Origin of the sequence: Bacillus timonensis, assembly GCF_000285535.1 — a bacterium.
GTDB classification, from domain to species: domain Bacteria; phylum Bacillota; class Bacilli; order Bacillales; family Bacillaceae_L; genus Ferdinandcohnia; species Ferdinandcohnia timonensis.
This window is the reverse complement of record NZ_HE610985.1, coordinates 881,046-887,604: the sequence shown is the minus strand read 5'-3', so window position 1 is coordinate 887,604 and position 6,559 is coordinate 881,046. Positions and strand designations below refer to the sequence as shown.

The window sequence follows — 6,559 nt, the reverse complement described above, 5'->3', positions numbered from 1 at the left end:
TTTTCTTATGCTCCGATGAGCTCTTCCATCGCTTGATTTCGTTTTTGTTGTTCTTCTTCGGCTGCTAAATCATATTTTTTTAAAAGGTGAAATAGTTCATTGAGTGTCTTTTGCGTTTGCTCTATTTCAAGAAACAGCGTAGCCTTGTTGTATAAGTCTTTTGGCAAAAAGTTTACTTGGCTTTGCAGTTTTTTCACGACGTCCTCTTTTGAATGGTCGATATTACATGTAGACATTTTATTCCCCCCCCCAATACATAATCCTATTTTCATTCTAGCATGTTTGAAAGAAGATGAATATGCTTTCCCCATTTGATAAAATGGTTAAATAGAAGCTGGGGAGGTATGAGATGGCCTATTACATTTGGATTTCCTTAAATGCAATACTCATAATCAGTACTATGATTTACATATGGATATTTCGTACACACGACTCTCAGATTGTCACATTAGGTCAAATTTTCGCCCAAATTGCAATCATCCTATTCCTTGTAAACGTAAATATGTATTTTATCTTTCTTGTCATCCGTAGAACGAAGGTGAGAAAGATGAAAATAACACTTGCGAAGATTTCGCGTCAAATGATGAAATCCCATATTAAGATTGCAGTTGTTGGAACAATTTTGATTGTGTTTCATGGGGGGACCATGCTTGTGAAACTTGGGGAGGTAATTGGCTATTTGAATCCAAAAATTATGAGTGGAATTTTAGCTATTCTTTGTTTGGCTGTAACACTATTTGCTGGTTACCTTCGTCATAAAAAATCCTCAGGTTTTAGGAGGAAATTTCATTATACAGCCGCATTTCTGTTCACATTTGTATTTTTGCTCCATGTTTTTCTACCTATTTAAACACGAAAAGACCGACCACATTTCCGTTCTGGTTAGTCCCGCAACGAAGCGATTTTGGAAGTAGTGGCCGGTCTTACCTATATTATATGTTCTTTTGTGAAAGAGTTATGCATTTTTTAGTATTGAAATGATACTATTTTTGATGTCATTCCAAAGTGTTTTGTCGGTTGTAATCCGTTCGGTAAAGGATTTAATAAATGCTTTAAATGCAGCTTCATATTCAGGTGACTCTTTATCGGGAATATTTGCCTTTAATTGATCAGCAATTGCTTGAGCCTCTGGTGCTCTTGGACCCCATTTGCCAACCTCTTCAAAGTCTTTATTAACGAAAATGATAATTGGAATGGAGCGGGATTTTCCGTTTGTAAGGTATTGGTCCATTAGATCTAAATTTTCATCGCGAATTAAATAACGAGTTTCTAGTAATGCTTCATCGGCAACTCTCATTAGTATTGGGAGATTGACCATCGCATCCCCACACCAATCTGCAGCCAAAATGATTGCCTTTAATTCCTTTTCTTGAAGAGTTTGTAAGAATTCTTTATCAGCTTCGTCTAATTGAAACTGATTATACACTTTTATCAGATTTTCTTTGTGAACTTGCATGCTGTTAATATAGTCATATTGGTTCATACCTTTTTCAAACCATGGTTTTAAGTTCGCCATTATGTATTCCTCCTCTAAATTAGACTCCTTGCCATTACTATAAATTAAAAAGGAAATTCTAACCACTAACTTGCTTATGAATAATCGTTTACTGATGGGTAAAATTCATAAGAATCTTGAGTAGGAAATCTTGGAATGATTGGGTCCTCTTCTATTAAAACATCGGTTACCACTTGATAGTCACCATGGGCTGATGGGATTTTTGCTTGTTCCCATCTCCAACATGCACCTGAGAATGCAATCAAATTATCCTGAAGAAGCCTAATTTCATGAAGGATACCATCTATCTCAACAAATCCAATTCCGTCATTTTCTTTAAGTTTTTGTAATAATTGTTGTCGTGTTATGTTCATTTTCATTCCCCCAATAATTGATAGTTTTACCTATGGGCATGGTAATAAGATATCCAAGTATTGTTATTAAAATTGTTCATATTTGACTGTAAAACGTGACAAAATAGTGTAGCCGAGGAGAATAGAGAAGCGTCTTGCCCAGAAACGAGAATATTGGCCGACTAAGAGCGCCACGGCCTCATGTCTTGTTGGCACTAGCACTTCCGGTGCGTCGGAGACTTCGACAAAGAGGCGCCTTTTGCTTCTTCAGAGAAGTTGAAATTTCTCGAGTTTCTAGTCGCTTAAACTAGACAAATTAACATCCTTTGGTGATTATGCGTGAGGAGTTGAATGCTGCGTGAGATGGCAAAGGTCATTAATGGGTTTACTTAAGGATCGAAAGGACAAAAAGATTGCACTTGCAGTAGATACATCAACAAATCAGGTGCGCTCAATTTTAATAAATAATATCATTAAGTTTTTTGGTGAAATGGTTCCAGAAACACAGCTTGTTCAGGCGGATTTTAAAATCCGAAGCATTACACCTATACAAAACCCTAGTATCAAATATTATACTCATGGAAAGTCTTCCTATACGGAGGTACTTGAGTGGGTGGACCAAGAGAAATTTGACACGGTTTTTTATATAACGGATGTTACTGGTTATTTTTATGATGAACTGAATGTCAAAGCTGAAGTGTTTTGGCTTGTTCCAGATGATTATGTTCCGAAAGTACCGTTTGGAAAGGCAATAAAAGTTGCATAAATAATGGAGTGAAAACGTCTAGAATAATCGGATTTCTAGACGTTTTTATTTTGAAATGCTAGCATCGTTTAATTAGGAAATTTCTTACTTGACGGATTGGTATAAACTCCCTTATATTTTAATACATTGGTATACTAAAGGGGGTTAAATCGTATGAGTTTACTTGGTATTGTAAATATCGTATTGATGGTCTTATTACTATTATTATTGGTTTATATGCAGAAAAAACATGTTTCATTTTCGAAACGTGTATTTGCGGCACTAGGCTTAGGGATTGTATTTGGCCTTGTCCTGCAACTTATTTATGGAGCTGATTCAGAAACCATATCCGAGTCAGTAAGCTGGTTTAATATCGTAGGGAATGGATATGTGAAATTTTTACAAATGATTGTTATGCCACTTGTATTCATCTCTATCGTTTCAGCATTTACGAAAATGAAATTAGCAAATAATATCGGGAAAATTAGTGTTCTTATCCTTGGAATTCTTGTAGGTACAACTGCTATTTCAGCCCTTGTTGGGATTGGTACAACTGTTGCATTCGATTTAGAAGCTATCCAAATTGAAGCCGGTGAAGCCGAAACAGCAAGAGGTGAGGCATTGGATCAACGTTATGCGGACATTCAAGATAAAACTTTTCCAGAACAGATTGTTGATTTATTACCAGCAAATCCATTTTTAGACTTTACGGGTGCCCGTCCAACTTCAACAATTGCTGTTGTTATTTTTGCAGCGTTTATCGGGATGGCGTTTCTCGGAATTCGTCGTAAAGATCCAGAAAATGCAGATATGTTCGCGAAAATCATAGATGCACTCTATTCAGTTATCATGCGCGTTGTCACGTTGATTTTACGTCTAACTCCTTATGGTGTCTTAGCGATTATGACTCGTGTAACAGCTACTAGTGATTATGGTGCGATTTATAAGCTTGGAAAATTTGTGGTAGCCTCATATGTAGCACTATTGATTGTGTTTGCTATCCATTTACTGTTAATTTCAATCGCCGGATTGAATCCAATCACATATATCAAAAAGGTATTCCCTGTATTAACGTTTGCCTTCTCTTCACGCTCTAGTGCAGGTACGTTACCTCTTAATATTAAGGCGCAAACAAATGATTTAGGAGTTCCAGAAGGCATTGCAAACTTTGCAGGTTCATTCGGGCTATCCATCGGACAGAATGGATGTGCGGGTGTTTATCCAGCAATGCTCGCTGTGATGATTGCTCCAACAGTTGGTATCAATCCATTAGATCCATCATTTATCTTAACTGTAACGGTGATTGTTGCAATTAGCTCATTTGGTGTTGCTGGTGTTGGTGGAGGAGCAACTTTTGCTGCTATACTTGTCTTGTCTGCACTTGATTTACCGGTAGCATTAGCAGGTTTATTAATTTCTGTTGAGCCTCTTATCGACATGGGCCGTACTGCACTTAACGTAAGCGGTAGTATGACTGCTGGTGTTCTTACAAGTAGAGTCACAAAAGAACTCGATACAGACACTTATGCAAACCCAACACAACAACTAGGCGTATAATAATTGTTGAAAATAAGGCCCGAAACATCGGGTCTTATTTTTATGATAAAATGAAGTAAAACGGATTTGGAGATGATGTGTTGGATATTCGTTTTGACCATGTTGTTCATTATGTAAACGACCCACATCAAGCAATGGCTGCTTTTCAATTGCTTGGTTTTCATACAGTAAATGGAGGAAATCATGACATATGGGGAACCTACAATACGTTATGTTATTTCAAAAGTCTTACATATATCGAATGGATTGGGATAAATAACCTTGAAATTACAAAGGAAGGGAACCACCCTTTTAGTCGGCATTTATACAAAGACTATCAGCTAGAAGAAGGACTTTCGCAGATTGCTTTTCGAACATCATCTATTAAAACTGTACAAAAAGTATTAACCGAAAAAGGTATCAAGACACTGGGCCCTTTCCCAGGATCTCGAAAACGTCCGGATGGAACACTTCTGGAATGGTCAATGCTTTTTGTGGATCACATTCATCCAATGCCATTTTTTATAGAATGGGGGGAGGATGAAAAAAAAGGGAACACGAACTTGTTTCAAAAGGAATTTATGTCCCTGACACTAAAGTGATTTCATATATCTGCTATTCAGTGAATGATTCACAAATGACAGCAAGATTGTGGGCCGAGTTTTTCAATGGAACCTTGGAAAAATCAACACTCCCAGGAACTGAACAAACAGCGATTAGGGTTCAGTTTGATTCAATTGATGTGTTTTTTAGTAAAGAGAGTCATCAAAGAGGGGAACGGCCCTTTAAGATTGGCATAGAACCTAGTCGGGGGAAGACAATAACATTACACGGGGCAAATTATTCTTTGTAAATAAAAAGAACCAACCATGATTATACGGTCGGTTCGTAGTTTTGGGCGTTACTTTGACATAATTTATTGCCGCGGTAGATTTGAAAATCTTACACAACGAAAGCCCTACCTCTCTTTCGTCCTTTCGGCTCCGAAGCCGATCCAGTGTGAATAAGTCTTTCTCAAATGTAAAAGATAAAACGATATTATTTATCTATATAAAAAATTATGTTTAAAGTTTTTAGGGAACAAATTACTACTATACAGCAAGTTGAGACTATTGTCAAATGTTTACGAGGTGCTTGTCATGTTATCTAAAATTTTTAAAAAGCGATTGTTACTCATCTATTTTTTGGCAAGCCTATTTTGGATTACGTTTTCTGAATATATCATTGATAAATTACCTACGGTTAATACAAACTTATTTCAGATTGGAAAAGGGCTGGTTTTTGTCATTGTTACGACAGTACTGATTCACCTTATTATCAAAAAACATGATGCCTATATTCAAGCTTTAGAAGAGCAAAATGAACTATCGACGCTCATTAATGCGATGCCTGATTTCGTCTGTTTTAAAGATGGAGAAGGCAAGTGGGTTCGAGTAAATCGGTATGCAAAGGAACTTTTTCAGCTTCATTCTGATATTTATAAAAATAAAACGGATTTAGATATGGCAAAGATGTATCCAAAATTTGAGAAGTATTTAATTAAGAATGTTCAATTAGATGAAGAAGCCTGGAAAAAGGGTGTAGAGACTCGAAATGAACAAAAAATTATGATTTTTAGTGAGGATGAAAAAACGTTCGATGTTATTCGAGTCCCGTTATTTGAAGAAGGAAGAAGAGCGGGACTTGTAACGATTGGAAGGGACATTTCAAACGTGAAGGCGGCTGAAGAGCTTGCTCTTCGAAGGGAGAAACTCTCTGTAGTAGGTGAATTAGCTGCAGGAATAGCTCATGAAATACGAAACCCATTAACAACAATTAAAGGTTTCGTCCAATTTCAGAAAGAAAAGAATGAGTCAACTACAGAAATATCTGATATTATACTTTCTGAGCTTGATCGTATTAATCAAATTGTCAGTGAGTTGCTTGTATTTTCCAAACCACAAAGTAAAATTCTGAAGGAATTTAAAGTAAAAGAACTTATTGATTATGTCAACAAGCTTACATCCCATGAAGCAACTCTTTATAATGTTGAAGTCATTGTTGAAAATCATGCTGCTGATTCAATTCTATACGGGGATATCAATGAACTTATTCAAGTATTTGTCAATGTCATTAAAAATTCAATTGATGCAATGCCTGATGGAGGAAAAACAAGAATTCGTACAAATAACGTCAGTGACAAAGTCAAAATTGAAGTGATTGATACGGGTATTGGAATTCCGAAAGAACGACTTGAAAAAATAGGGGAGCCCTTTTTTACGTTGAAAGAAAAAGGAATGGGACTTGGACTCACCATGAGTAATAAAATTATCCAAGACCATAAAGGTACATTTACCATAAAGAGTAAGGTCGGGTTTGGCACAAAAGTAATCATTACATTGCCAAGTAAACATCACCAGAAGGAGAGTTAATCAACTCTCCTTTTTTACA

Annotated in this window: 8 protein-coding genes; 5 read left to right on the top strand and 3 right to left on the bottom strand. The window is 36.4% G+C overall.

Going from position 1 to position 6,559, the window contains the following annotated elements; all coding sequences use genetic code 11:
* Positions 1–5: 5 nt before the first annotated feature.
* Positions 6–236: a hypothetical protein gene (locus BTHG_RS04740; RefSeq protein ID WP_010282923.1), complete on the bottom strand. Its 231-nt coding sequence runs from the start codon at positions 234–236 to the stop codon at positions 6–8.
* Between the two features lie 113 nt (positions 237–349).
* On the opposite strand from BTHG_RS04740, the gene BTHG_RS04735 reads away from it, so the two are divergent.
* Positions 350–850 (top strand): hypothetical protein, encoded by a 501-nt coding sequence (locus BTHG_RS04735; RefSeq protein WP_010282922.1) that lies wholly within the window; start codon positions 350–352, stop codon positions 848–850.
* Between the two features lie 105 nt (positions 851–955).
* Here the strand turns inward: BTHG_RS04735 and BTHG_RS04730 are convergent, their stop codons facing one another.
* Complete coding sequence (locus BTHG_RS04730; RefSeq protein ID WP_010282921.1) at positions 956–1,516, bottom strand: thioredoxin family protein; 561 nt, start codon at positions 1,514–1,516, stop codon at positions 956–958.
* Positions 1,517–1,590: 74 nt separating this feature from the next.
* Complete coding sequence (locus tag BTHG_RS04725; protein ID WP_010282920.1) at positions 1,591–1,869, bottom strand: hypothetical protein; 279 nt, start codon at positions 1,867–1,869, stop codon at positions 1,591–1,593.
* A 337-nt stretch (positions 1,870–2,206) separates the two neighbouring features.
* Here BTHG_RS04725 and BTHG_RS04720 point away from each other — a divergent pair, with 337 nt between their 5' ends.
* The 4 genes from BTHG_RS04720 to BTHG_RS04705 all read left to right on the top strand — a co-directional run bounded on the left by BTHG_RS04720 (position 2,207) and on the right by BTHG_RS04705 (position 6,540).
* Positions 2,207–2,614, top strand: a complete 408-nt coding sequence (locus BTHG_RS04720; RefSeq protein WP_010282917.1) for a VWA-like domain-containing protein — start codon at positions 2,207–2,209, stop codon at positions 2,612–2,614.
* A gap of 153 nt (positions 2,615–2,767) precedes the next feature.
* Complete coding sequence (locus tag BTHG_RS04715) at positions 2,768–4,150, top strand: L-cystine transporter (RefSeq protein WP_010282916.1); 1,383 nt, start codon at positions 2,768–2,770, stop codon at positions 4,148–4,150.
* Positions 4,151–4,230: 80 nt separating this feature from the next.
* A complete protein-coding gene (locus BTHG_RS24270; protein ID WP_010282914.1) occupies positions 4,231–4,731 on the top strand; it encodes a VOC family protein in 501 nt (166 codons plus the stop codon).
* A 537-nt stretch (positions 4,732–5,268) separates the two neighbouring features.
* A complete protein-coding gene (locus tag BTHG_RS04705) occupies positions 5,269–6,540 on the top strand; it encodes an ATP-binding protein (protein ID WP_010282909.1) in 1,272 nt (423 codons plus the stop codon).
* Positions 6,541–6,559: the final 19 nt, after the last annotated feature.

Coding starts and splice junctions, on each gene's coding strand:
- BTHG_RS04740 (WP_010282923.1), bottom strand. CDS start 236: ATGTCTACATGTAATATCGACCATTCAAAAGAGGACGTCGTGAAAAAA.
- BTHG_RS04735 (WP_010282922.1), top strand. CDS start 350: ATGGCCTATTACATTTGGATTTCCTTAAATGCAATACTCATAATCAGT.
- BTHG_RS04730 (WP_010282921.1), bottom strand. CDS start 1,516: ATGGCGAACTTAAAACCATGGTTTGAAAAAGGTATGAACCAATATGAC.
- BTHG_RS04725 (WP_010282920.1), bottom strand. CDS start 1,869: ATGAACATAACACGACAACAATTATTACAAAAACTTAAAGAAAATGAC.
- BTHG_RS04715 (WP_010282916.1), top strand. CDS start 2,768: ATGAGTTTACTTGGTATTGTAAATATCGTATTGATGGTCTTATTACTA.
- BTHG_RS04705 (WP_010282909.1), top strand. CDS start 5,269: ATGTTATCTAAAATTTTTAAAAAGCGATTGTTACTCATCTATTTTTTG.